17 protein-coding genes, 1 tRNA gene and 1 pseudogene are annotated in these 24245 nt (G+C 45.3%); 15 read left to right on the top strand and 4 right to left on the bottom strand.

What is annotated here, in order from left to right:
* The first annotated feature begins 4 nt into the window (after positions 1–4).
* From AC5YBZ_RS09230 to AC5YBZ_RS09205, 6 genes and pseudogenes are all read left to right on the top strand, one after another.
* Positions 5–1598, top strand: a pseudogene (locus AC5YBZ_RS09230) (dihydrolipoyllysine-residue acetyltransferase).
* A gap of 112 nt (positions 1599–1710) precedes the next feature.
* The gene (gene nadA / locus AC5YBZ_RS09225) at positions 1711–2778 is read left to right on the top strand and encodes a quinolinate synthase NadA (protein WP_494542845.1); all 1068 of its coding nucleotides are present in this window, start codon (positions 1711–1713) and stop codon (positions 2776–2778) included.
* Between the two features lie 362 nt (positions 2779–3140).
* A complete protein-coding gene (locus AC5YBZ_RS09220; RefSeq protein ID WP_494542844.1) occupies positions 3141–5129 on the top strand; it encodes a methyl-accepting chemotaxis protein in 1989 nt (662 codons plus the stop codon).
* 262 nt (positions 5130–5391) lie between these two features.
* Positions 5392–5479 (top strand) — tRNA-Ser (locus AC5YBZ_RS09215).
* A gap of 334 nt (positions 5480–5813) precedes the next feature.
* Positions 5814–6005 carry a CopG family transcriptional regulator gene (locus tag AC5YBZ_RS09210; protein WP_494519064.1) on the top strand — a complete coding sequence of 64 codons (192 nt, stop codon included), beginning with the start codon at positions 5814–5816 and terminating at the stop codon, positions 6003–6005.
* Between the two features lie 173 nt (positions 6006–6178).
* Positions 6179–6523, top strand: coding sequence for a zinc ribbon domain-containing protein YjdM (locus AC5YBZ_RS09205; protein ID WP_110457673.1), 345 nt, complete (start codon positions 6179–6181; stop codon positions 6521–6523).
* A gap of 144 nt (positions 6524–6667) precedes the next feature.
* On the opposite strand, the gene cls is transcribed toward AC5YBZ_RS09205, so the two are convergent.
* On the bottom strand, positions 6668–8122 hold the full coding sequence (gene cls / locus AC5YBZ_RS09200) for a cardiolipin synthase (RefSeq protein ID WP_494519065.1): 1455 nt from the start codon (positions 8120–8122) through the stop codon (positions 6668–6670).
* A gap of 167 nt (positions 8123–8289) precedes the next feature.
* Here cls and AC5YBZ_RS09195 point away from each other — a divergent pair, with 167 nt between their 5' ends.
* The 7 genes from AC5YBZ_RS09195 (at position 8290) to AC5YBZ_RS09165 (ending at position 16223) form a co-directional block, all read left to right on the top strand.
* On the top strand, positions 8290–9096 hold the full coding sequence (locus AC5YBZ_RS09195) for an endonuclease/exonuclease/phosphatase family protein (protein WP_494519066.1): 807 nt from the start codon (positions 8290–8292) through the stop codon (positions 9094–9096).
* Positions 9097–9191: 95 nt separating this feature from the next.
* Positions 9192–11114, top strand: coding sequence for a RecQ family ATP-dependent DNA helicase (locus AC5YBZ_RS09190; RefSeq protein ID WP_494523559.1), 1923 nt, complete (start codon positions 9192–9194; stop codon positions 11112–11114).
* A 258-nt stretch (positions 11115–11372) separates the two neighbouring features.
* Positions 11373–13148 (top strand): DUF885 domain-containing protein, encoded by a 1776-nt coding sequence (locus AC5YBZ_RS09185; RefSeq protein ID WP_494542843.1) that lies wholly within the window; start codon positions 11373–11375, stop codon positions 13146–13148.
* A 453-nt stretch (positions 13149–13601) separates the two neighbouring features.
* Entirely contained in the window at positions 13602–14279 is a 678-nt protein-coding gene (locus AC5YBZ_RS09180; RefSeq protein ID WP_494542842.1) for a response regulator transcription factor, read from the top strand.
* Between the two features lie 208 nt (positions 14280–14487).
* Positions 14488–15615 (top strand): M14 family metallopeptidase, encoded by a 1128-nt coding sequence (locus tag AC5YBZ_RS09175; RefSeq protein ID WP_494542841.1) that lies wholly within the window; start codon positions 14488–14490, stop codon positions 15613–15615.
* A gap of 12 nt (positions 15616–15627) precedes the next feature.
* Positions 15628–15945, top strand: coding sequence for a zinc ribbon domain-containing protein (locus AC5YBZ_RS09170; RefSeq protein WP_494519071.1), 318 nt, complete (start codon positions 15628–15630; stop codon positions 15943–15945).
* A complete protein-coding gene (locus AC5YBZ_RS09165; RefSeq protein ID WP_494542840.1) occupies positions 15942–16223 on the top strand; it encodes a YeaC family protein in 282 nt (93 codons plus the stop codon). Before AC5YBZ_RS09170 ends, AC5YBZ_RS09165 begins: the two co-directional genes overlap by 4 nt.
* Positions 16224–16260: 37 nt before the next feature.
* Here AC5YBZ_RS09165 and ansA read toward each other — a convergent pair whose 3' ends face one another.
* On the bottom strand, positions 16261–17274 hold the full coding sequence (ansA, locus tag AC5YBZ_RS09160; RefSeq protein WP_475514018.1) for an asparaginase: 1014 nt from the start codon (positions 17272–17274) through the stop codon (positions 16261–16263).
* 316 nt (positions 17275–17590) lie between these two features.
* Positions 17591–19432, bottom strand: a complete 1842-nt coding sequence (sppA, locus tag AC5YBZ_RS09155) for a signal peptide peptidase SppA (protein ID WP_475516982.1) — start codon at positions 19430–19432, stop codon at positions 17591–17593.
* A gap of 165 nt (positions 19433–19597) precedes the next feature.
* On the opposite strand from sppA, the gene AC5YBZ_RS09150 reads away from it, so the two are divergent.
* A complete protein-coding gene (locus AC5YBZ_RS09150; protein WP_494542839.1) occupies positions 19598–21613 on the top strand; it encodes an oxidoreductase in 2016 nt (671 codons plus the stop codon).
* A 560-nt stretch (positions 21614–22173) separates the two neighbouring features.
* A complete protein-coding gene (locus tag AC5YBZ_RS09145) occupies positions 22174–22863 on the top strand; it encodes a hypothetical protein (RefSeq protein WP_494519075.1) in 690 nt (229 codons plus the stop codon).
* A gap of 240 nt (positions 22864–23103) precedes the next feature.
* Here the strand turns inward: AC5YBZ_RS09145 and AC5YBZ_RS09140 are convergent, their stop codons facing one another.
* Positions 23104–24225 carry an ISAs1 family transposase gene (locus tag AC5YBZ_RS09140; RefSeq protein ID WP_096035922.1) on the bottom strand — a complete coding sequence of 374 codons (1122 nt, stop codon included), beginning with the start codon at positions 24223–24225 and terminating at the stop codon, positions 23104–23106.
* Positions 24226–24245 lie beyond the last annotated feature (20 nt).

Genomic DNA, 24245 nt, shown 5'->3' with positions numbered 1-24245 from the left:
AGGCATGATTAAAGAATTTATTTTACCCGATATAGGTGAAGGGGTCGTTGAGTGCGAACTGGTCGAATGGTTGGTAAGCGAAGGCGACATGGTGGTTGAAGACCAACCCATTGCCGATGTCATGACCGACAAAGCCTTAGTGCAAATTCCCGCACCCCATGCAGGTATTATCAAAAAACTTCATTACAAAAAAGGCGATGTCGCGAAAGTGCATGCACCACTCTACTCGGTGGAGCTGGATGATATTGCTGAGACTGAATCATCGGAGGAAGCGGCCGTTAACTCAGCTAACGTTCAAAATAATTCATCGCAAGATAATGCCAGCACAAGCGCAGTGGGCACCGCCATTGAAGAGTTTTTACTGCCTGATATTGGCGAGGGGATTGTCGAATGTGAATTAGTGGATTGGTTAGTCAAAGAAGGCGACATGGTGGTTGAAGACCAACCCATTGCCGATGTCATGACCGACAAAGCACTGGTGCAAATTCCAGCCATAAAAAGTGGCAAGGTTGTCAAACTGCATTATCGCAAAGGCCAAACTGGCTCAAGTGCATTCACCGCTATTTGCTATCGAAGTGGAGGTGGAGTCGGCGCCTGCAGTTCAAGCTATGTCGCCATCGCATGCCGCTAGTGCTCATAATGCGGCGACAGATAATGACACCTTAGACGTCGAGGGGACATTACCAAGCAATGGTAAAGCACTCGCCAGCCCAGCGGTAAGACGTTTGGCGCGCAGTTATGATATTGATTTAGCCAAAGTGCCTGGTACAGGCAAACATGGCCGCGTCTATAAAGAAGATGTCGAGCGTTATCGTGGTGGCGAAGCGGTTAAAGCCAAAGCGGCTAAAGCTGCCAGCAGCGCCGAGCAGATCGCCACACCTGTGAGCCATCTACCTGAGCGAGTCGAACCTATTCGTGGCGTTCGCGCCGTGATGGCGAAGATGATGATGGAGTCGGTATCGACCATACCGCATTTCACCTATTGTGAAGAGTTAGACTTAACTGAGTTAGTTGCCCTGCGCGAATCGTTGAAGCAGCGTTATTCTAGCGATGAGTTAAAACTCACTATGATGCCGTTTTTTATGAAAGCGATGTCGCTGGCCTTAAGTCAATTCCCCGATATTAATAGCCGCGTGAATGACGACTGCACCGAGCAGACTTTCTTTGCTTCGCACAATATAGGCATGGCGGTCGACTCGAAAGTGGGTTTATTGGTGCCTAATGTGAAAGATGTGCAGCTTAAATCGATTCTTGACGTGGCCAGTGAGATCACTCGGTTAACTAAAGATGCGAGAAGTGGCAGGGTGAGCCCGCAGGATCTTAAAGGTGGCACCATTTCTATCTCTAATATTGGTGCATTAGGCGGCACCGTCGCAACGCCTATTATTAATAAACCTGAGGTAGCGATTGTGGCGCTGGGTAAACTGCAAACGTTGCCGCGCTTTAATGCGCAGGGCGAGGTGGAGGCCCGTAGGATCATGCAAGTCAGTTGGTCGGGTGATCATCGCGTTATCGATGGCGGTACGATTGCGCGCTTCTGTAACTTGTGGAAACAGTATCTTGAGCAGCCTCAAGAGATGCTGCTGGCCATGCATTAACAAAAGGTTTTTTTGAAAAAGAGCGCCTAGCGCTCTTTTTTTTTAATGCTATTAATCTTTGGCCCGAATTAAGTATAATAACGCAAATTAATCCACTACTTTTGGTTTAAGCATGAGTCAGTTAGCTCCAAGTATTGCAAACATTCAATATCCATTTCCCGCTAAACCTATTCCGCTAAATGATGAGCAAAAACAGCATTATAAGGCGCGTATTAAGCAGCTTTTAAAAGAAAAGGACGCGGTGTTAGTAGCCCATTACTATACCGACCCAGAGATCCAGGCATTAGCCGAGGAGACTGGCGGTTGTGTATCTGACTCACTTGAAATGGCGCGATTTGGGCGCGATCATCCAGCTAAGACATTGATTGTAGCTGGGGTTAAATTTATGGGCGAAACCTCAAAAATCTTGAGCCCAGAAAAAACCGTCTTAATGCCCACCCTTGATGCAACTTGCTCATTGGATGTTGGTTGTCCCATCGAAACCTTCAGTGCTTTTTGCGATGCTCATCCCGATCATACCGTAGTGGTTTATGCCAATACGTCTGCAGCGGTCAAAGCCCGCGCCGATTGGGTGGTCACATCTAGTATTGCACTGGAAATTGTCGAGCATCTAGATAGCGAAGGTAAAAAAATCATCTGGGGCCCAGACAGACACTTAGGCAGTTACATTGCCAAGCAAACTGGCGCCGAGATGTTGATGTGGCAAGGTGAGTGTATTGTCCATGACGAATTTAAGGCCAAGGCCTTGCGTGAGCTTAAAGCACTGCATCCAAATGCAGCCGTGTTAGTTCATCCTGAGTCACCCGCCAGTGTGGTCGAGTTAGCCGATGCAGTGGGCTCAACCAGCCAGTTGATTAAAGCTGCACAATCAATGGATAACGACACCTTTATAGTGGCAACCGATAAAGGCATTTTCTATAAGATGCAGCAAGCTGCACCTAACAAGACATTAATCGAGGCGCCCACTGGTGGTAACGGAGCAACGTGCCGAAGTTGTGCCCATTGCCCATGGATGGCGATGAACGGCCTACAAGCCATTGAGGCAGCGTTAAGTGACAGTGACAGCGCACAACATGAGATATTTGTCGATGAGTCCTTGCGTCAAAGGGCGTTGTTGCCTTTAGACAGAATGCTCAACTTTGCCAAAACGTTAAATATGCAAATTAAAGGTAATGCCTAACACCGCCATGGAGCAGCTGAAAAGTGGTCAATAAGGCTGTAAATTATCCAACAGTTAAGTAAACTTGATATTAAGCAAAAAAAGCGCCTTTAAAGGCGCTTTTTTTATGCCTGAATTTGTTCTAATGCCGCGCAGTGCTAGAACAGAGGCGCATTGCACTTCAATACTGAAGGGTTAAGTAACACTGTCTCATTGGGTTGGCTTTAGCCTATGTTTTGTTAGCATTTTCATTACATTTGGATTGTGTGCTAGTGTTTATAAACCAAGACCTCATGCAGCGATCCAGTGGATCATATTACGGAGTGTCTTAATCAGATGTTAATACTATGGCTTAAAATATGCGGCGTTAGGGATAACCAATCATGAATATGCAATGGGTAAGCAATCTTTCAATTAAAAATAAACTGTTACTTGTTATCGTGCCGCCTATCCTTGGGGCATTATTTTTTGGCCTATATGTTGTTTATGGTCAATATCAAATGCAACAAGGACTGAGTCAAATAGAAACTCTGGCTGAGTTTTCACAAGTGAACAGTAATTTAGTCCATGAATTGCAAAAAGAGCGCGGCATGAGCGCCGGATTTCTTGGATCAAAAGGTCAAGCATTTGCCGATAAGTTGCCTAGTCAACGTCAGCTAAGCGATCAACAAGTTGATACATTTAGATCCTTTACCTTAAACCATGCGATCCCACCTGATTTTGCAACTCAGATGAACAGCGTTAACAGTATGCTGAGTCAACTCGATGAGGTGCGCCGCCGTATCGATCAACAGACCATTAGTGTGGCAGAGGAGGTGCAGTATTATAGCGACCTCAATACGGCATTATTAGCGATTGTCGACCACGCCAGTCAGCAGGGGGATAGCCGCGCTATTGCCATTCAATCTGCTAGTTTCGCTGCCTATTTGCAGATGAAGGAGCGTGCTGGTATCGAACGAGCCGTATTGAGTGCCACGTTTGGTAACCCCAGTTTTAAGCCCAATATGTTTCTTAAATTTGCGACACTAGTATCAGAGCAAAATACTTATAAAGAGCGCTTTTTGGCATTGGCGACACCTAAAGTTAAAATGGCGTATCAACAACTTGCTAACTCTTCAGTATTTACCGAGGTTAACCAGTTACGTAGCATTGCATTTAGCCAAGACCCACAGCAATTACAAGCCAACAGCTCACCTCAATGGTTTGCCAAGTCGACCGCGAGAATAGAAGCCCTTCGGCAATTTGAACAGCGTTTATCTAGCGATCTGCTTGCCGATACTCGTAGTGCTTTGACTCAAGCCACCACCTTGATGATCAGCGCCATCGTGTTGATGCTGACCTCTGGTTTAATCGTGATTTTGTTGTCATTGCTTATTGGCCGTTATCTACATGGCTCACTACGCAGCCTATATAATAAAGTGACCGAATCGCAGCAACATTTTGACTTGAGCGTAAGGGTCGATATTGTTGGACGTGATGAGATTGCGCAGTTGGGGCAAGCGTTTAACCATATGATGGCTGATTTTGATACGGTTATCGGTTCGGTGCGCACTAATACCAAAGGCTTGCTCGATGCTTGTCAAGAGATGGAGGGCTACGCGCGTAATATGCGCGAAGATGTCACTCAAGGTCATAGTGAAGTGGATCAAGTTGCTTCTGCAATGACGCAGATGAGTGCCACGGTGCAAGAGATTGCTCAAAATGCGGTGCAAGCATCAGAAGCGTCTGCAAAAGCCAATAAAGAAGCCCAAGAGGGTAGTCAGGAGGTGGAACGTACGGCTCAGTCTATCAATCAGTTGGCGATTGAAATTGATGAAGCGGCGCTCGCCATTAATCACCTTGATAAAGATATTAAAGGGATTGTCGATGTGCTTAGCGTGATCAGTGGCATCGCCGAGCAAACCAATTTATTGGCACTTAATGCCGCTATTGAAGCGGCTCGTGCTGGTGAGATGGGCCGTGGGTTTGCTGTGGTGGCCGATGAAGTCAGAAGTCTGGCTCAACGGGCACAGAGTTCGACAGAAGATATTCGCAGCATGACAGAGCGCCTAGAGCGAGGCGCTCGCCTAGCGGTAAAAACGATGGAAGCGGGCAAGGCGCGAGCTGAAACCAGTGTTGTGGAGTCTCGCCGCGCAGGTGAAGAATTAGTGCGTATTGTGCGTGAGGTCAGTGTCATCGATAGCATGAACGAACAGATCGCCGCGGCAACACATCAACAGTCGGCAGTCTCTGAAGAGGTGAATCAAAATGCGATGAAGATAAGTGAGATTTATCGTAACACCCATGATGTATCCGATAAGCTCAGTCAACTTAATGAAGCCTTACTTAACGATGTCAGTGCGATGTCACAACTCGTAAGTAAATTTAAGTAACTCACTTGCTAGTGAGTAGGGCGGGCGATTTAGGTTTTCATCTGATGATTTGCATATGCATCATTTTGTGCCCTACAGAACAGATCTTAGATATTTTAACCAGAGCCTGACCAGAATAGGACAGGGAAATAGGGGAACTGGTGAACTATTATGCAAATGCTTGACGCTGTTGTTTTATTGCTTGACCCTGTTTAGTGATTTGCGTAAAGTGTCGCTCCGTTAGCCGCATCGAATCCTAAGGATCCGATAAAGTTGATGATACGGTGAGATGTCCGAGTGGCCGAAGGAGCACGCCTGGAAAGTGTGTATACGGTAACGTATCGAGGGTTCGACTCCCTCTCTCACCGCCAAATTAAAAGAACGGGAATCAGTAACTTACTGGTTCCCGTTTTTGTTTGGTGCCTTTTCGTAATTTTCACCACTTTCTCTTTACCTTTTCTTGTTCGAATATCTTCCTGTTCTGCTCGCTATCGACCTATTGGCTCCCTAGCCACACCTAGCTCTTTTAGTGCCTCCGATCTATCTGAATCGGTCATTCAAGCTTGTAGACGCGATGTCAATATACATTACTGATTAACTCGTCTGAATAGTTGTCTTTTTAGAGTCAACTTATTGCAATGGTAGGCATTCAAGGGGGGATTGATTATAATCAGATGATAATGTTTAGGTGTAGGTCTACTCTCAATGGAAAATAAAACAGCGCGATTTACCGTATTACTCGATCCCGCCAAGAAACAAGCTTTTGAGCAGCTTTGCGCGTCTCAAGATTTAACCCCATCGCAAGTGGTGCGCCAGCTTATTCGTGGCTACCTTGAGCAGTATGATGTGAGCTATGGTCAACAAAAGCCGATTCATAATCCCAAAGTGAGAAGCTAATTTAGTTTTACAGCATTGTCACCAAAGTTGGCTAGCTGAAACATGATAATTTTATTATAATACTATTATCATTTTTGGTCAGAGCGAACGTCAAAGGCATCATGTATGCGAGGCGATTATTGCTATAGATAAAGCTTTGACTGTTATATTTTGTAAATTAAAGAGAATTAGTGATGAGCGATATAATCCCACCATGCCCAAAATGTGAGTCTCCTTATGCGTATTCAGATGGCACGCTATTGATCTGCCCTGAGTGTGCGAATGAATGGAATCCCAACGAAGAGATCGTTGATCCAGATGCCATCATCTTAAAAGATGCTGTGGGTAACCTATTGGCCGAAGGTGATAAGGTCACGTTGATCAAAGATCTTAAAGTGAAAGGCTCTTCACTGGTACTTAAAGTCGGTACTAAAGCTGTCATTAATCGTTTCGTCGATGGTGATCACGATATCGACTGTAAAGTTGATGGCAATGGTCAAATGATGTTGAAATCGCAGTTTGTCAGAAAACAAAACTAAATTCTTATTAGTTTTACTGTTAAAAATACCTGCTATGAGCAGGTATTTTTTTGCCTGAAATTAACTAATGAAAGTGCAGATATGAGCATTTTTAAAGGTTCTTAGCTAGGCTATTCATCGGATAATGGATGTAACGCCCCCATATCATAACAAGGGACTAAACAGATAAAATAGGTGTTCAATAAAGCGTTTATAAAGCGCTCTATTTTGCCAGCGAGTTAAATTGAGCTGCTCAGCATTATCAATATATTGCTGTTGTAATTGGGCTAATTTAGCGGCAAAAACGACATCATCAACAGCAAGCGTGAGTTCAAAATTAAGCCATAAACTGCGCATATCCATGTTAACTGTGCCGATAAGGCAGTGTTCATCATCGATCATTACCGATTTGGTGTGTAGTAGACCGCCATGAAATCGATGAATTTTAACCCCCGCTTTAAGCAACTCACCAAAGAAAGAGCGACTGGCCCATTTCACCATGGTGGAGTCGTTTTTACGTGGAATGATAATATTCACATCGACGCCGCGGTGAGCGGCGGTAGCCAATGCGTCGAGTAAGTTTTCACTGGGCACAAAGTAGGGGGTGGTGATAACAATTTTGCGTCGAGCTTCATAAAGACTTTGCAGCAACACTTGATGGATCACCTCTTCTGGCATCCCCGGCCCCGATGGGATCACTTGTACCAGAGAGGTTGAACAGGGCAATAAATGCCCATCAATAGGTTGCTGAGGCAACTCGCGCTGGTTGGTTTCCACTTCCCAGTCCCACGCGCTCACTGCGCTGACAACTGGCACCACGGGCCCTGTGATACGTACCATGACATCAATCCATTGGCCCACACCTTGAGTTTGCTTAAAGTATTGCGGATCGATGAGGTTCATTGAGCCGGTATAAGCAATGGTATTATCGATAACCACAATTTTTCGATGCAGACGTAAATCCAGACGCCGAAAGAACATTCTCAGTGGACTCACAGCTAATGCGCCGACGACTTGAATGCCATGACTGCGTAGTTGACTTGGCCATTTGGATTTGAAAAATTGGCGGCTACCGGCAGCATCAAGCAGCAGCTTTATCTTCACTCCTCTAAGGGCTGCGCTGATCAGGGCTTGGGCCACATTGTCGGCTTTACCACCTGGATGCCAAATATAAAACTCCATGATGACGCTCTGTTGGGCGGCATCGATATCGGCAATGATTGAGTTTAAGATCTGCTCTGGCGTATGTTGTAGCAACAGGTTGTTGCCGCTTAGAGAGGGAATAGCCAGTTGGCTGTCACACAATTTACTAATCGAAACACCGTAGTGACTTTGACAGTGTGGTTGGTGTTGAGGATGCTGGTACAGTTTGGCAAACCACTGGCCGTAGGGCCTAAACATCGCCTTAGACCGGCTGGCCCTTGATTTCCCTAAGTGCAACTCGCCAAACAGCATGTAAGCAACAATACCGATAAAGGGAAGAAAGTAGATAACCAGTAACCAAGAAAATGACACCCCAATGGTGCGGCGTTTAATCACTACACGTACAGCCACCGCTCCCAGTGTTAACCAATAGAGCAGTACACCCGCAATGGTCAGTATTTGATAAAAATTTTCCATAATTGTGTGGCACTTAGCCTTGGTTGTTGTAATGGAGCACGCTATGCTTGATTGTACTGATTAATCATAATAAAACGTAGCTATACACACAAATTCGAGTGAATTATAGGCTTAAGTAAGGAAAGTGATTGGTTTCAACACGAGTAAAAGTAGGCTTAGGGGCCATAATGCTTCTATTGCCATTGTGTTATGTTGTTGTCGTGCAGCAGCTTAATGGAAGTGCCGAGGTGATGATGAGCCAAGTTGAGCCGATGTTTGTGTCACAATGCCAGCATGCCGCTTCGTCAGAGGCATTAGACAGAGAGGGCTTACTCAATATCGCGGTATGGAATATTTATAAACAACAAAAACCGCAATGGCAGGCTGTGTTGCAACAACTGACGTCTCAAAGCGAGTTAGTACTATTACAAGAGGCGCGTTTAACGCGGCGTTTTGCCGGCTATTTACAACAACAGCAACAACATGTAGTGATGGCAAAAGGGTTTAAGTGGTTGAATGTGCCCATGGGAGTGATGAACCTCTCTTGGCAATCGGCCTATGAAGCCTGTGCTTTTCAAGCCCGAGAACCGCTTATCCGCTTTGCTAAATCGACCTTAATTGCTCAATATCGGCTGTCGAATGATCAATCTTTATTGGTGATTAATTTACATGGGGTGAATTTTGATTGGCGCCTTGATACTTACCAAGCTCAGTGGGAGCAGATCATTAAAAAAGTAGCGCTACACCAAGGGCCGGTGGTGCTTGCCGGTGACTTTAATACTTGGCGAGAGGGGCGGTTACGCGTTGTCGCTCAGCTTACTGAGCGGCTTAAATTGAAAGAAGCTAAGTATCATATTGATCATAGGCACAGAGTCTTTGGCTTACCGTTGGATCACCTTTATTACCGCGGCTTAACGTTACTTGAAGCCGAGTCATTTAAGACTAAGGCGTCAGATCACAACCCCATAGTGGCTAAGTTTGCACTGACCCCTTAGCGGGTTCTTATTGATATACGCAGCGATACTTGCCAATTCAAGATAGGCTAGGCAGACTGGCCTCCTTTAGGGCTTCTCAGTCATAGGCTTTTATTGTGCAGCAACTTTTACAACAGTATTTTGGTTTCGCTACGTTTCGCCCAGGTCAGCAGCAAGTGGTTGAAACCATTATGGCTGGTCGCAGTGCAGCGGCTATTTTCCCCACAGGCTCGGGTAAGTCTTTATGCTATCAATTACCCGCGTTAGCGTTACCGCATTTAACCATTGTGGTGTCACCTTTATTGGCCTTGATCCAAGATCAACTGGCTTTTTTGCATCAAAAAGGCATCGCGGCTGCAAGTATTGACTCCACCCAAACCCATGAACAAACCCAAGCGGTTATGGCAGGGATCCGCCAAGGGCAGATTAAGATTTTAATGATCTCTGTTGAGCGGTTTAACAATGAACGCTTTCGGCAATTTATCGCTAATGTGCCCATCTCATTGCTGGTGGTCGATGAAGCCCACTGTATTTCAGAGTGGGGGCACAATTTTAGGCCCGATTATTTAAAACTACCTCAATACCAACATGATCTTGGCATTCCTCAAACCTTGTTGTTAACGGCAACAGCCACACCACAAGTGATTGAGGATATGGGGGCTAAATTTAACATTCCCCGTGGTGATATTGCGCTAACCGGATTTTATCGTGCTAATTTACACCTTAATGTGAAAGGGGTGAGCGGCAAAGATAAGCTAGCGACATTGATTGACTGGCTACGACCTCGTCAGGCTCAGCACGGCATTGTCTATGTCACCTTACAGCAAAGTGCTGAGCAGGTGGCCAGTGCACTTAATCGCGCCAATATAGCGGCTAAGGCTTATCATGCGGGTATGGAGAGCGATGTTCGTCAAGCCATACAACGTGATTTTATGGCCGGAAATTGCCCGATCATTGTGGCGACCATCGCCTTTGGTATGGGGGTCGATAAACAAGATATACGATTTGTAGTGCATTATGATCTGCCTAAATCGATAGAAAACTATGCTCAAGAGATAGGACGAGCCGGACGCGATGGCTTACCATCGGACTGCTTAGTCCTTGCCAACACCGATAACCTCAATGTGTTACAAAACTTTGTGTATGGGGATACGCCCGATAAACAAGGTATTGCTTACGTGTTACATGAAATCGTCCAAACCAAACAACAGTCGTCACAATGGGAAGTGATGCTCAATACTCTCTCAATGCAATCTAATGTGCGCCTGTTAAGCTTAAAAACCTTATTGGTGTATTTAGAGATGCTTGCGGTGATCAAACCCGCTTTTAGCTATTACGCCGAATACCGTTTTAAGTTGTTGTGCAGTGAAGAGGAGCTTATTGCACGCTTTAGCGGTGAGCGTCAGGCATTTGTGCACGCATTGCTCTCTAGTGCCAATAAAGCCAGAATTTGGTATACCATCGATTTTAATGCGCTGAATCGGCATTATCCGAGTGACCGTAGCCGGGCAGTATCTGCTATCAATTATTTTGAAGAGAAAGGCTTGATAGAATTGCAAACTAAGCAAATGACTGAGGTTTATCAGCTGCTTGAGTTTGATGAAAAGATTGATGCTTTAGTCGAGAAATTATATCTGCAGTTTTTACGTAAAGAGCAAAGTGAGATTGCGCGGATCCAAGCCATGGTTGATATGCTAGGCAGTGACCAATGCCTAACCCGCAGATTGTCAGCCTATTTTGCCGATGAACAGTTGACGCAAGACTGTGGTCATTGCTCGGTATGTACACAAGGTGCGGCTGTGTTACCCCATAACACCAGATTGGCGCCACTTGCGAGCCAACCTTTTGCAGCGCTGTGTGACGGATTATTGAACCTATTAGGCGAACGAGCCGATGCCAATATGTTAGCCCGTGCCTTATGTGGCTTACCTACACCACTGTTTACCAAACTTAAATTACGCCGTGATCCTAACTTTGCAGCGCTAGAGTCATATCCGTTTGCCGATGTGAAAGCCTGTTGCCAGCAGCATTTAGGTTAGTGCGCCTAGAACGTGCAGTCGCGTTGCACCGACTGCACGTGCATTTTTAGACAGGACTTTTTGTAACAATCTTTGTCAATATTAACCCTTTAGCTGCAATTTAGCGGCTAACGTGATTAACTCAGGCGTCATTCGTCATAGTGGTAATAATCTGAGTCTCCAGCATCTATGGACTTGTGTATGTACGAGTGTTAAATACAAAATTACCCCAACCGATTAAAAATTAATAACAAAGTAAAATATATCAGGGAAGCCAAGATGAAAAAATCCTTTCTCGCAGCGGCCGTTGTGCTCGCGTTAGGCGGTTTGACTGCCTGTCAGCATCAGCTTGTAACACCGAGTGAGCCTGCCATGACGCAAGCGACACAATATCAATTTGAGCAGTTTTCACAGCAATTTATCGACGCACTTTGGCAGGAGTCACCAACGTGGGCATTGTACAGTGGCTACCATCAATATGATGCACAGTTAAAAGTACCGAATGCGGCTAATCGTGCGCTATCGCTGCAATTTATCGAACAGCAGTTGGCGCTACTCCAGCAGTTTGAGCCGCAATCACTGTCGGCGAGTCAACTGATCGATTATCGCCTGATTGAAAATTTGCTACTGCGGGATAAATGGGAGATAGAGACCTTTAAATCATGGCAATGGGATCCCTCGGCTTATAATGTCGCTGGTGGCTTTGCGCAGATCATCAATGAAGATTTTGCGCCGCTCGATGAACGCCTGCGCTCATTTTTAGGCCGCATGGAAAATGTTCCCGCTTATTACGATGCCGCGCGCGCTAACATTAACAATCCTACCCTTGAGCATACTCAGTTGGCTGTGATGCAAAATGAGGGGGCGTTTGCGGTTTTTTCTGATGAACTGCTAGGCACGGTTAAAAGCTCAGGATTAAGCGAGCAAGAAAAAGCACTGTTTGTTAGTCGTTTTAACGCGGCAACTAGCGCCATTAATGAACATATACAATGGCTTAAGTCATTAGAAAGTCAGCTTGAAAAAGAGGGCGCGCGTAGCTTTAGGATTGGTGAGTCGCTATACGAGCAAAAGTTTGCCTTTGATATTCAGTCAGGCATGACAGCAAAGGCATTGTATGAGAAAGCGTTAGCCGATAAAGATCGCGTTCAAGCTGAAATGGCCAAGATCACCGCTCAGTTGTGGTCGACTTATTTTACCACGCCTATGCCAAGCGACAGTACGGTGGCGACTCGTCAGCTGATCGATAAGTTGTCGGCCAAACATGTTAAACGGGAAGACTTTGTTGATGAGGTGCGTGCACAAATTCCTCAGTTGGTTAAGTTTGTCAACGCTAAACAGTTAGTCACATTAGATCCTAACAAGCCGTTAGTGGTGCGTGAAACACCTGAATACATGCGCGGTTTTGCGGGGGCTTCTATTAGCGCCCCAGGGCCTTATGAAAAGTCCAGCAACACTTATTACAATGTGACGCCACTCGATGACATGAGTGATGAGTCTGCTGAAAGCTATCTACGCGAATATAATCACTGGATTTTACAGGTTCTCAATATTCATGAGGCGATCCCAGGTCACTATACTCAGTTAGTTTATTCTAATGAGTCGCCAAGTTTAGTCAAAAGCCTCTTTGGTAATGGCGCTATGGTCGAAGGTTGGGCGGTGTACACTGAGCGTATGATGCTGGAAGAAGGTTACGGTAATTTTGAACCAGAAATGTGGCTAATGTATTACAAATGGAATCTGAGAGTCATTGCCAACACCATTTTAGATTATGCCATCCAAGTCAAAGGCATGACAGAGGCTGAAGCGATAGCACTGATGACGCAAGAGGCGTTTCAGCAGGAAGCCGAGGCGCAAGGTAAATGGCGCCGAGCGACATTGAGCCAAGTGCAATTAACCAGTTATTATGCCGGTTACCGTGAGATTTATGACTTTAGAGAAGAGTTAAAGCAGGTCGAGGGGGATAAGTTTGACCTTAAATCTTTCCATGAGACCTTTTTAAGTTATGGCAGTGCGCCAGTAAAATACATTCGTCAGTTGATGTTAGCGCAGCAGTAACGGCTTAATATGCATTAATCTTGTGACTTGCTATAGCAGCAGCCTCTGAATCGCGATTCAGAGGCTGCTTTTTTATGGCATTTTTATGAGGAGTTTTGACTGCATTTTATCGTTCTGAGTCAATCAGCACTAAGTGCTTTTTTATAGAGCTTAAGAGTCTAAGAGGTTACTGGCTGCAGGTGTTCACGGCCGCCTAATGTCGATAACCTACTTATTATCGATAGCCTGCCAAATATTGAGCGCAATGATAGTGCTTATACGGCTGGAGTGTTTTAGGTGCAAATGTTGGCTCGCTACTGTGGGGTATTTTGAGCTCAGGTAGGAAAAAGGGTGAGGATTGTCACGATGTGATTAAATCTTGCTTAAAAGCAGCCACTGTATATAGAAAATTAATGGCTTCGCATACTTAAAAGAGGTAACCTTAATGATAATTGTTATCATTAAGGTTGATGGATGAGCAGGGTATTACTTATCGATGACGATCTGAGCGTAAGACAGATCGTGGCTCAAGCCTTGTATTCACAAGCTTGCCAAATTGATCACGCCAGTACTGGCAAAGAAGCGCTAGACAAAGTTGAACAGCTGCAACCAGAACTTATCATACTCGATATTGATATTTCCTGTGCAGACGGCTTTGCGTTCTTAACATCTCGCCGCGATAGTTTGCCTGTCATTGTTATCTCCTCTAATGATAATGAAGAGACTCGCATCAAAGGCTACGAGCTAGGCGCTGACGATTTTATCGCAAAACCTTTTAGCACTAGAGAGTTACTGGTCAGAGTCGCCGCGTTGCAGCGTCGAATTCAACTGGCCCGTACTCAACCTCGGCCACAACGCTGTGTATTTCAGCAGATGAACTTTAATGAACTCGATTACAGTATTGAAGTGGATGAGCGCCGGGTTACTCTGACACACACAGAGTTTAAGTTGATCAAATACCTGTTTGAGCGCAAGGGAGAGGTGGTCACCAAGCAGGAGTTACAACGTGCGGTGCTCAAAAAGGAGTTAGGCCAGTTCGATCGTAACCTTGATATGCACATCAGCAATACGCGTCGAAAGCTCGCCCAGACCAATCTGCCCAAAAGCATGATTAACACGGTACGAGGACAAGGGTACAGCTTTGCAAGTTAAACGAGCTATTTGATCAAGATTTATGGTTTTTTGTGGTGGCGACTGCGAAAGTGAGCCAATTTAGTTTATCCTATGGGCATTAATATCAAGCGTACTTATAATCGGTGTCGGGCGTAACCATAGTCTGATCAGTGGGTGCATTTGATTGATAAGCGGATTTCAAATAACAACGCTGCCTTATGCGGCGATATAATATGAAGGAATGGATATGCGGATCAGTGCCAATTTCGATGGCGGTAATATTGATGTCATCAATCAAGATAATATAAATGATATACAGCTGGCGATCAGACCAGATGAAGGCGGCGAATTTTTTCAGTGGTTTAACTTTAAGTTGCAGGGCACTGTCGGCCAACACTATACCCTTAATATTATCAATGCCGGCTCAGCATCGTACACCAAGGGTTGGGAAGATTACCAAGCCGTGGCCAGTTACGATCGCCAGCAGTGGTTTCGTCTGCCAACCCGTTATCAAGACGGTAAATTGACCATTGAGGTTGAACTCGATTGTGACGTTATTCAAATCGCCTATTTTGCGCCATACAGTTATGAGCGTCACCAAGATCTGCTCAGCACCGTTCAAGTACATCCTTTGGTGTCGCTAGAGCACCTAGGCCTCACACTTGATGAGCGCGACATAACCTTAGTCAAAGTCGGCGATGAAGATCCCGATAAAGCTAATATCTGGATCACCGCTCGCCAACATCCAGGTGAGACCATGGCCGAGTGGTTAGTTGAAGGCCTGCTGACCAACTTACTCGACGGTGATTGCCCGACAGCCAAGGCATTGTTAGACAAAGCTAATTTCTACATAGTACCGAATATGAATCCCGACGGCGGCGTTAGAGGTCATTTACGCACTAATGCTGCGGGCGTCAACCTTAACCGCGAATGGCAAACCCCTTCACTGGAGAAAAGCCCCGAGGTGTATCATGTTGTGAACAAGATGCAGCAAACTGGGGTGAATTTATATTACGACGTGCATGGTGATGAAGGCTTACCTTATGTGTTTTTGGCCGGCTGCGAAGGCGTGCCGTGCTTTAACGATAAGATGGCGCAGTTACAGCGTCGCTTTGTCGATGCTTTGCTACTGACCAGCGCCGATTTTCAAGATAAATTTGGCTACGATAAAGATGAGCCGGGCAAGGCGAATCTTACGGTTGCCTCAAATTGGGTAGCCGAAACCTTTGGCTGCTTGTCCAATACCTTGGAAATGCCCTTTAAAGATAATGCGAATATGGCTGATCCTATGTCGGGTTGGTCGCCAGAGCGCTGTATCTATTTAGGTGAAGCCTCGTTGTTGGCCATGTTGGCCGTGGTTGACGATATTAAGTAATGGAGGGCTGATATGGCGTTAATACAATGTCCAAATTGTAATAAGCGCATATCCAGCCTAGCGAAAACGTGTCCTCACTGCGCTGCTAAATCCAGTGGTGACAATGAATCGCTTAATCGGATAAGCCATATTAAACGCAGTAACCAGTTAATGAATCATAGTTTTTTTGCTATGACATTATTCATCGCTGGGGTGGTGATTTGGTTTTGGGGCGGAGAGCCTGCCGAAGGTGCGCGGGCCAACATTGCTGGTGCGTGCGTAGTGTTTGGGTTTGTGGGTTACCTCATTGCCAGAGTGCGAATAGTATTACATAAACGGAAAAGTGTATGAGTGACATTAATAAAGTAATCGATGAGATGCCAGATGAAGTGTATGCGCGATTATTAAGCGCTGCTGAATTGGGCAAGTGGGATGATGGCAGTGTGTTGTCTGATAAACAAAAAGAGCAAACCTTACAACTGGTGATGCTCTATCAGGCAAGAAGGTTAAATCAAACTGACCATTTTACCATAGGTAACCAAGGCACCTTAAACGAGCTGTCTAAAGCAGAGCTTAAAAAACAGTTTAAAGGCGAGAGCATCGCCGCGTTTAAAGCCGAAGAATTATAATTAAATAATGCCCCTAACCATAATTAGGGGCATTTTTTTAATCTTCGGTTAACTCCCCAAACAGATCCCGCTGCATCATTTCGCGAATTTGCGCCGTACTATAATCGGTAGACAGTAAATAGTGCAGTTTGGTTAACGCCGCTTCTGTGGTCATGTCAAAGCCACTGATCACCCCCGCTTGTGCCAACGCATTACCAGTGGCATAGCCACCCATGTTGACTTTTCCCTGCATGCATTGGGTTAAATTAACTAAGATCACTCCGCGTTCATTCGCGCGGCGTAAACAGTCGAGCAATTCAGGATTTTGCGGCGCGTTACCCACGCCATAAGTTAATAAAATTAACGCCTTAACCGGTTGCTGTAAAATATTGTCGATAATGGCAGTGGTGATACCGGGATACAAGGTGACCACGCCAATCGGCTGCGGGCTGATATTGTTCACTTTAAGGGTGTTGGCCTGCGATTGACTGATCTTGCCTGCGCGCAGACGAATTTTAATCCCGGCTTCAATTAACAGTGGAAAGTTAGGCGAGGCGAAAGCGTCAAAACCGTCTGCATGGGCTTTAGTGGTTCGATTGCCTCTAAACAGCTTATTATTGAAGAACAAACACACTTCGGCCACCGGGTAGTTTGCCGCGATATACAAGGCATTAAGCAAATTGGTTTGCCCATCGGAGCGCAACTGCGCCAATGGAATTTGCGAGCCGGTGACAATCACGGGTTTGGTGAGTCCCTGTAACATAAAAGAGAGTGCCGATGCGGTAAAGGCCATGGTATCTGTGCCATGCAAAATCACGAATCCGTCGTATTTGTCGTAGTTAGCCTTGATATCATTGGCGATCATCTGCCAATCGTTGGGCGCCATGTTGGATGAGTCGATTAACGGCTGGTATTCATGAATGACAAAGCTGGGCATCTCTGCATGGAAAAACTCCGGCATATCGTTAACACAATCGGTTAAGAACCCTGGTACCGGCGCGAAGCCGTTATCGGTTTTTTGCATGCCGATGGTACCGCCTGTGTAGGCAACGTAGATTGAGCGTTTTGTCATAATAATGGTGGCTGGTTAATCGCAAGGGTGGCGCGATTATACTGGGGTTGGCATTAATAAAAAAGGTTATAGCTGGTAAGCGCTTAGCAATTGCCCATAATCCGCCTCTACTTTGGTGATTCTCTGTCTGAGTGTGGCGTTACCCAAAATCTGCAGGCGCTAACATACCCACAGCTGAACCACATGGAGACGGCAATATGACCTATTGCCGTGTCTTATGGGCATGATTAATGGTGAGGAGGAATAAAAAAGCCCCCAGCGAAAATGCGAGGGCTTTTTGATTAACACCTGTCGTTAATGGTCAAGATCTGTGAGATTAAAAATTACAGGTATCGCAGTAGAGATACACGCCATTTGGGTCGTCAAAGGCACTGAACTCTTGAGCAAATTTGCTCCATTGACCGATGATTTTATCTGCTAACTGGCTGTTTGATGCCGATTCAGGTAAATAGGCGCCAACGCTGGCGAACATTTCTTGAATAAATAGTTCTTGAGGTGTGAGCTCTTGCTCAATCACGCGAGTGTCAAACTTATCCAGTTTAGCCAGCTCAGACGCTTTGGTTACGGCTTGCTCGAGATCGCCGAGCGCATCCACTAATCCCAAATCGAGGGCTTTTTTACCAGACCAAACACGACCTTGGGCGATGCTGTCGACCTCGGCCAATTCCATATCGCGCTCAGTGGCGACCAGTGAAATAAAGTCATAATAGCCGCGCTCAATTTGGCGTTGGATGATCTGCTTTAACTCAGGGCTAATGCCTTTAGCGACAGAGAATGCAGCTCTGTCTGATGTTGACACTCCATCTGTGTACACGCCAAGGGAAGCCAGTGAATCTTCAAATGTGGCAACCATACCAAAGATACCAATAGAGCCTGTTAGGGTCGTTGGCGTGGCAAAGATATAATCGGCGCTGGCCGAGATCCAGTAACCACCAGAAGCCGCATAACTGCCCATACTGACAACCACCGGCTTACCAGCGGTTTTCAGTGCGAGCACTTCTTGGCGGATCTGCTCAGAGGCAAACGCGCTACCACCAGGACTATCGACACGTAGCACAACCGCTTTGACTTTGTCATCAAAGCGCGCCTTACGCAGCAGGGCTGAGGTGCTTTCACCGCCAATTTGGCCAGCAGGTTGACTACCATTAAGAATATTGCCTTTGGCCACAATGATGCCAACAGTGTCTTGTATCATCAGAGGTGGTAACTCTTTTACAAGCGTGCGGTAATCGTAATAATTTATTTGCTTATATTGATGACCTTCTTTGGCTTTACCCACGTTATCTATCATGGCTAAACGAAAGGCCTCGGCCGAGACCAGTTTATCGACCCAGCCCATATTCACGGCCATTTCTGCCGAGCGGCCCTTAGCTTTATCTAGCTCGGCAAGGTACTGCTCAGATGTGAGCACTAAATCACTTTGCTCAAGACCGCGATTACGGGCAACCGTTTGCTCGTAACTGGTCCAAATATCGTTAAGTAAGGCGCTGTTAGCTTCTTTGGCTGCTGCTGACATATCATCGCGTACGAAAGGTTCAACCGCCGATTTAAAGGTGCCAACCCGAAACACATGTGCCTTAATTTTAAGTTTGTCTAACGCCGATTTATAATATTGGCGATAACGACTTAGGCCATCAATTTCAACTCCACCTTGTGGATTTAGATAAATGGTGTCGGCAAAAGAGGCTAAAAAATATTGATTTTGGCCATACCAGTTGCCCATGGCAATGATCGGTTTGTCTGATGCTTTAAAGCGCTCTAACGCTTCACCGATACTTTGCAGCTTACTGATCCCCGTGCCTCTGAGTTCACCAATATCGAGTACAATTGCGGCGATGCGATTATCGGTGGCGGCGTTATCTATGGTGCGTAACAGATCGGCCAGTAAAATCTCACCATCAACATCGGCGCCTTGATTGCTTTTCATCACTGCTTCTATGGGATCAACTTGACGTAACTGTTCTACCACAGTGCCGGATAAATTGAGCACTAACGCAGAGCCATCTTCAACGGTAGGCAGCTCGTCACTGCTCATGGCAACCACAATGAGCGCGAGGAAACCGAAAAAGAACAGATTAAGTATTAGCTTGCGAGTACCATTAAGGCCTTTCCACAAACCGATTAAGATCCTTTTAAAAACTGAGGGTTTAGCGGACATCATCCACTCCTATATTAGCTAGATTTCCCTATGCTAACTGAAAATCCTCTTTGGGGTGAAACACAATTGTAAATGAATCTTTTCATAGCCCTTTGATTGTGTATTGAGCTTAAAACAAACAACGGGTATGCTAGTTTAAATCACTTGTTTAAAAAGGATGTTTGAATGTCGTTTCCACATTTATTAGAACCCTTAGATCTTGGATTCACTCAACTCAAGAACCGTGTACTCATGGGATCCATGCATACCGGGCTTGAAGAAGAAAAGGGCGGTTTTGAGAAACTGGCAGCATTTTATCAAGAGCGTGCTAAAGGTGGCGTAGGGCTAATTGTAACTGGCGGAATAGCCCCCAATTTGCGCGGCCGCTTAGCCCCACATGCCTGTCAATTAAGTTTCCCGTGGCAAGTGGCTAAACATAAAATAGTGACCGATGCGGTTCATGAGGCTGACGGTAAAATTTGTATGCAAATTTTACATGCCGGGCGTTATGGGTACCACCCGTTTTCACAGGCACCAAGCAAAATCAAATCGCCTATCACTCCATTTACCCCCTCGGCCATGTCATCTCGACAGGTGAAAAACACGATAAAAGATTACGCGACATCGGCGGCCTTGGCTAAAAAAGCCGGTTATGATGGCGTCGAAGTCATGGGTTCGGAAGGGTATCTGATTAACCAATTTATCTGTTCGCGTACCAATAAGCGTGAGGATGAATGGGGCGGTACATTTGACAATCGCGTTCGCTTTCCCATCGAAATCGTCAAGGCGATACGTGCTAAGGTTGGCGCTGACTTTATTATTATTTTCCGTCTATCTATGTTGGATCTGGTGGATAATGGTTCGAGCTGGGATGAAGTGGTCAGTTTAGCCAAATCCCTTGAGCAGGTTGGGGTGTCGATTATCAACACAGGTATTGGCTGGCATGAAGCTAGGGTACCAACCATTGCTACCAGTGTTCCGCGCGGCGCCTTTGCTTGGGTGACTGAGCGACTCAAGCAGGAAGTAACAGTACCGTTAATTGCTACCAACCGCATTAACACGCCCGAAATAGGTGAACAGATCATTGCCTCAGGGCAGGCCGATATGGTGTCGATGGCGCGCCCGTTTCTTGCCGATGCCGAGTTTGTTAACAAAGCCGCTGCGGGTGAAAGCGAGCTGATTAATACCTGTATTGGTTGTAATCAGGCTTGTCTGGATCATACCTTTGCCCTTAAGCGTGCGACCTGCCTGGTTAACCCAAGAGCCTGCTATGAAACTGAGCTTAACTTTACTCCAGCTGCGACCAAAAAGCGCATTGCCGTGATGGGCGCTGGCCCTGCCGGCATGGCATTTTCAATCTATGCGGCTATGCGTGGTCATCAAGTCGTGGTATTTGAGGCGAAAAGTGAGGTGGGAGGTCAGTTTAATTTAGCGCGTAAGATCCCTGGTAAAGAAGAGTTTAATGAAACCATTCGCTACTTTACTGAGCAGATGAAACGCCATCATGTTGAGCTTAGACTCAACACTCGTCTCGATGCTTCTGTGGTACGTGATGAAGCCTTTGATGAGGTTGTGATTGCGGCAGGCGTCGTGCCGCGCCGCCTAGAACTTCCTGGTTTTGATAACCCTAAGGTGGTGACCTATCAGCAGGTGCTTAGCGGTGAAATTAGCGTTGGTGAGCGGGTAGCCTTGATTGGTGCGGGCGGTATTGGCTTTGATATGGCGCATTATCTTGGTGAACGTGAGTCGAGTACACTGCAACCGGACAAGTGGTTTAAACAGTGGGGCATTGATAAGACGTATGCTGAGCCTGGCGGGCTCACTGAGCCAGAGCTATCGGCGCCTGAGCGGCAGATTTATTTACTGCAGCGTAAAACCAGTAAAATGGGTAAAGGGCTGGGTAAAACCACCGGCTGGATCCATCGCTCTGTGTTAAAACACCATCAAGTGCAAATGTTAACTGGAGTTAACTATGAACGCTTCGATGAGCAAGGTTTACATATCAAGGTGGGTGATGACTCACGCGTGCTTGACGTCGATAATGTTATCTTGTGCGCTGGCCAAGAGTCGAACCGTACTTTGGTCGATGAGATGAAAGCAACGGGATTACCCGTGCACCTGATAGGCGGCGTCGATGTTGCGGCAGAGCTGGATGCTAAACGCGCGATCCGTCAGGGGGCAGAGCTGGCTATCAGCTTGTAATTAACTGAGTATGGGATAACACTTGGGTTATCCCATCTTATAATCAGATCTCAGCATAATAAGCGAATAACGTGGTGTTGCTACGACATTACTGATGCAAAAACGACTTTATTGTAGCAGTGTCGTTTGTCGATGTAGAGACTGATGGGGTACCAATCTAGAATTGGCCGTAAACGCCTAATACAATTATTGATAAACCAACCAATATAGCTTCTTCACTCCCTTCCTACATCTCAATTAGAGTGGATAATGTTATTATCTACATTATGGAAAAACCTACAACTCAGAGTGTTAACAGTTTGTTGACGTGAATCTGGCCAGTTGCTAGCATGGTTGCAATACTGTGGGCTATATTTAAATATGTTCTGTTTATAATTTTATAGGGAAATAATGATTATAAATAAATGTGACTATATATTCGCGATTTCCTTATCGAGCGGCGACTTTGCTTACGTAATTAATCCTATTCCAATATGTGAAAAATAGTTGCTTAGGCACAATCCTAGATCATTATGGTAGAACACACTAGAATTCAATAACCACTTAAGAGTTGGTAAATCATGATTGCAAATAAAAAAGTACTATCATCACTACTTATTTTAGCCATAATGTCTATTGTGTTTGTCTATTTTTATAGTTCAAGCAATGATTCATCCGTATCAGAAAGTAATGAAGTTAAAGAAAGTGAAAACCTTGATTTTGTGAGTGATGTCGGCAATGCTTTATCTAACAGTTATGAAGGTAAATCAAATAATCAGATTTCTGAAACTGATAGGCAAAGTTATAAAATAGGAGATAAGCAGATAAAAGTTAGCGACATTGGTGAAAAACTTTATCAATCGATCGTGAGTGATAATGTTGTTGATGGCGTTACTCTAGCAGCAATAATGACATCTCCTGTATATAGAGAGATTGTTAAAGAACTGCCTAATTATACAAATAAAGAGTCTGATACTGTTGAGTATGAAAACCGTATTAGCGACTATATAAACAAGTCAGATGTCAATCCACTTCTTAGCGATTATGATGTCGCGTGTAATAATGATATATGCTTTGGTTACTTTTCTTCGGAATCTAAAGATGAATTAGATAAGTTTTTTATTGAGTTTATTCGTGGGGATAGTTCACCGACTCATAAATCGGGTTTTGTTAACTCTATGGAAGTTCATAATTCCGACACTGGAATTTTTGAGTACCGTATTTCTTTTAACTCCAATCCTGACGTTAAATCCATAACCCTGCCTAGATAATAAAGTGAGCCAAATTATGGTTTCGTCACTGTCAACATAATAAAAAGGCTAACCGATGAGGTTAGCCTTTTTATTAAACCAACGGCTCGACACTGTTGAGCCAGCAATGCTGTTAACAATTTGCGATAGTCTTAATGTTGAGCCTATGTAGAACGATCGCAACTGGTAGAAATCGTTGCCCGCTTCCTGCGCAATAACAGTGTCTAAACTTGCTGGGTCGCAGGGTGAGAGCATGAATGCTTAAATATCACCCAACGTCTTTAAGCCTGCTGTTAGTACCTGCTCCAGATAATCAGTGCTGCCGTGTGCACGCTTCTGTTTGCGTGGGATACTGATTTTTCGAGTTGTTTCCGCTCGGAGCATATTCAACGCTATCTTCCTTGCTCCGGACAATACCTCCGCCGCATTGCCTCTATATATTTGACATTGGTCTTCCTTCATCGACGCGTCCAATACCCAATGCAGGCTATTTTCAACCGCCCAGTGGCTGCGTACTGCATTGGCAAAACGAGCCTTACTCAGTTTGGCTGAACTGATGTAATAACGGTACTCAAGGGATTCATTGCCGCTTTTCGTTCGACGATAGCTTAACGCAACACCAATACTTTTAAGCCCTTTCCATTCAGGGAAAGCGTCGGCTAAGCTGCCTGCGTCCATTACACAATAGGCTCTAGCTTCGTTACGTCCGTGCTGCTTCTCTAAGCAAAGCACTTCTTCGTCAATCTCGCTGCCAAGCGCCTTACGAACGGCATTATGCAGTGTTTTTTGATTACCTTTTACGGCAAGTAAATAATCTCCACCCCGCTCAATAATTTGTTCGGCGATATCTGTCTGACATCCCATGGCATCTATTGATATCAGACAACCTTTTATATCCAACAGCGCCAGTAATGCGGGAATGGCGGTAATTTCATTCGACTTACTTTCGGTTTTAACTTGCCCAAGCACGACGTTATTTTCTGTTGCGAAGGCATTTACCATGTGGATGGCTGACAGTCTGTTCTCGCGATTATATGAACCACATAGCCGTTTACCATCTATCGCAATAAGCTGACCGTCGGATAACTCAGCAACAGACTTCATCCAGTCGATAAAGCAATACTGAAACTGCTCGCTATCTATTCTCGATATGACTCGAGCAATAGTGTCATGAACAGGTAACCCATTCTTAAAAAGTCCTTTTTTGGCAAACCAGTTAAAGTGGAGATCGCCAAAATCTTCGATATCTTCCCAACCTTGTGCCCCAGCTATTGAGGCACAAACCACGAGGAATAAAATATCAGTAAATAGATGCTCGACTTTGGCTGACTGACGAGGATCTTCTAAGGAACTAAAGAACTGTTGAAATGCACCGGAGTTCATAGGGCTCTCCACAAAAGAGA

The organism is Shewanella sp. 553 (assembly GCF_059338375.1).
The sequence above is the reverse complement of the archived record's forward strand: the minus strand, read 5'-3'. Positions and strand labels throughout refer to the sequence as shown.